The 2,298-nt window shown below is 73.4% G+C and carries 2 protein-coding genes and 1 pseudogene; 1 reads left to right on the forward strand and 2 read right to left on the reverse strand.

The features are described from left to right. Positions 1–344 (forward strand): hypothetical protein (locus M3Q23_01480; protein ID MDP9340785.1); only part of this gene is annotated, 344 nt, incomplete at its 5' end. 34 nt (positions 345–378) lie between these two features. Here the strand turns inward: M3Q23_01480 and M3Q23_01485 are convergent. Both M3Q23_01485 and M3Q23_01490 read right to left on the reverse strand, forming a co-directional pair. After that, positions 379–576 carry a hypothetical protein gene (locus M3Q23_01485; protein ID MDP9340786.1) on the reverse strand — a complete coding sequence of 66 codons (198 nt, stop codon included), beginning with the start codon at positions 574–576 and terminating at the stop codon, positions 379–381. 1,147 nt (positions 577–1,723) lie between these two features. Further along, a pseudogene (locus M3Q23_01490) lies at positions 1,724–2,050 on the reverse strand (DEAD/DEAH box helicase). Positions 2,051–2,298 lie beyond the last annotated feature (248 nt).

Consider the following 2,298-nt stretch of genomic DNA (forward strand, 5'->3'; position numbering starts at 1 on the left):
AGCGCCTGCGCCAGATGGGAGAGGCGAGGGAGACCCTAGCGGAGCTCTATATCGACACGGTGGTGGACTCCACGATGTTCCTCGCCTTACGGGCCCGCGACCGGGTCGCCCTCGGGGAGATCGAGCCGAGGACCTTCCGGGATGCACTCCGAGCCGTGGAGGCCTGGCACCGGTTCAGGCCCACCCCGGAGACGGTTGGAGTCCCCCTGCACGAGTACGACGCCGACATCGCGACGCTCATCGAGACCGCTCGCCGGCACATGGACCGCGACCAGTACGCGAACTTCCTGGAGCATCTCAAGGCGGTCGGGCGGGAGCCCCGCCCTGGCGGGGCCAGGGAGTGACGTTCCATGGCGTCGATGACGGTGGGCCCTGAGCTCACCCGACGGGTGGGACCGGCCGAAGAGCGTCCAAGATCGAGAAAGCCTCCACCTGGTCGAGCTGGTTGAACACGATGTCCGGCTGCCCCTCCAGGCCGATCAGGGCCTCGTCGTCTAGCATCCACCGCAGTCCCCGGTAGATGACCTCGTCCCCCAGCTCGATCTGCCTGGACCGGTCCTCATCCCGCTCGGTCATGACGCTCCTCCTCCTCGATCAGGCGCCCGATGGCCCTCCACACCCCCTGCACGTCCAGGGCCCGGGCGGCGTGCTCTCCAAGCAGCAACTCCCGGGGCAGGTACCGGTCGTGTTTCTCCTGGGCCGCCGCGGCGACCCCCCGGGCCAGGTCCCGTCCCTCGGGGGCCAAAGAGGCGGCCATGGCCACCAGGTGCGCCCTGAGCTCGGCGGGAGGGGTGGTGGGGGCCCGAACCGCCGGGCCGTAGGCGAAGGCCTGGACCCCCCGGGCCCGCAGGGCCAGAGCCAGGGCGTCGAGGGCTGGGTCCCCGCCCCAGCAGAACGCGAAGGTCCCGCCCGCCCAGGAGATGAGGGACGTCTCCCCAAGGCCCAGCCGTAGGAACGCCTCGCGCCCCTTCGCCAGCAGGTCCCGGGCGGCCCGGTCCAGGTAGGTGGGGACGTCCTCCCCCCGGTAGATCACCAGCATCTCCTCCCGGACCCGCCCGGCCACGCTCATCCCGAGGCCCCCGAACTCCGGGGCCACGGCGGATGGCGCCGGCTCCACCTGCACCAGGCGCCGCCCCTCGTGGACCGCCGAGACCACCCATCGCCGCCCCGCGAACAGCAAGGGCTGCCCCACCCCCAGGGGACGGACGACGGGGAGGGTCCCCAGCTCCCGTCCCTCCCCCGACACCCGGTACTCCACGGGCGTCTGGAACGCCGCGTAGAAGCTGTGGCGGCCCACCACCCGCTCGCCGTGGGCCCCGAGGAGCACGGTCCCGTCCTCGGCGAGCTCGATCAGGCCCCGGTCTCCCATGATGCGGAGGATCCGGTCGAACTCCGCCTCCCCCACCGCCCCGAAGGCCGCCCCCGGCCCCGTGCACAGGACCCGGTGGGCCTCGCGGGGGTGGACCCCCGAGCGCTCGGAGACGAGGGAGAGGACCTGCTGGACGAGGGTGGACAGGTGCCGGATGCCCGGGGGGACCGGCTCGTACCACCCCTGCTGGAGCAGGCGGATCGCCGCGATCGCTTGGACCAGGGCCGGGCGGAGCTGGCCCACCGGGTCGCCGGTGTCCCCCTCGCTCACGTGGATCCTGATGGTGGCCGGTTGCCCCCGCCTCCCGGAGCGTCCCAGGCGCTGGCGGAGGGAGGCCACGGAGGGGGGCGGGCCGACCTGGGCCACGCTCTCGGCCGTCCCGACGTCGATCCCGAGCTCAAGGGTGGAGGTGCACACGGCCGTGGCCGCCCCGTAGCCCTTCAGGGACTCCTCGGTGTGCCGGCGCACCCCCGGGGCGAGGTTCCCGTGGTGGGGCCAGAACTCGGAGGGTACCCCCGCCCGCTCGGAGAGGTCCGCCAACAGGTCGGCGTAGCGCTCCACGGCGGCCCGGGAGTTCACGAACACCAGGTTGTCGGACCCCCGGAGCCCGAACAGGTCCCGGGCGATGGCCTCCTCGGGGTCGAGGCCCCCCTCCCCCCCGTCGTCCGAGCGGGAGGGCATGCGGTAGCCCCGGACCTGGACGCGCACCCGCTGGGGCTCGGAGGACCGGACCACGGCGACGGAGCCCCCCGCCCCCGGGCGGAGGAACTCGGCCGCCTCGGAGACGTCCCCAATGGTGGCCGAGAGCCCGATGCGGGGGACGATCCTGCCGGTGGCGTCCTCCACCCTCCGCAGGAGCGATTGGACCTGGGCCCCCCGCTCCGTCCCCAAGAACCCGTGGACCTCGTCGATCACCACCCGGAGGAGGC

The sequence above is a fragment of the Actinomycetota bacterium genome (genome assembly GCA_030774015.1).
Classification (GTDB): Bacteria; Actinomycetota; UBA4738; order UBA4738; family JACQTL01; genus JALYLZ01.

What these genes read in the sequence shown, in the direction of transcription:
- M3Q23_01485 (MDP9340786.1), bottom strand. Translation starts at nt 576, where the DNA reads ATGACCGAGCGGGATGAGGACCGGTCCAGGCAGATCGAGCTGGGGGAC.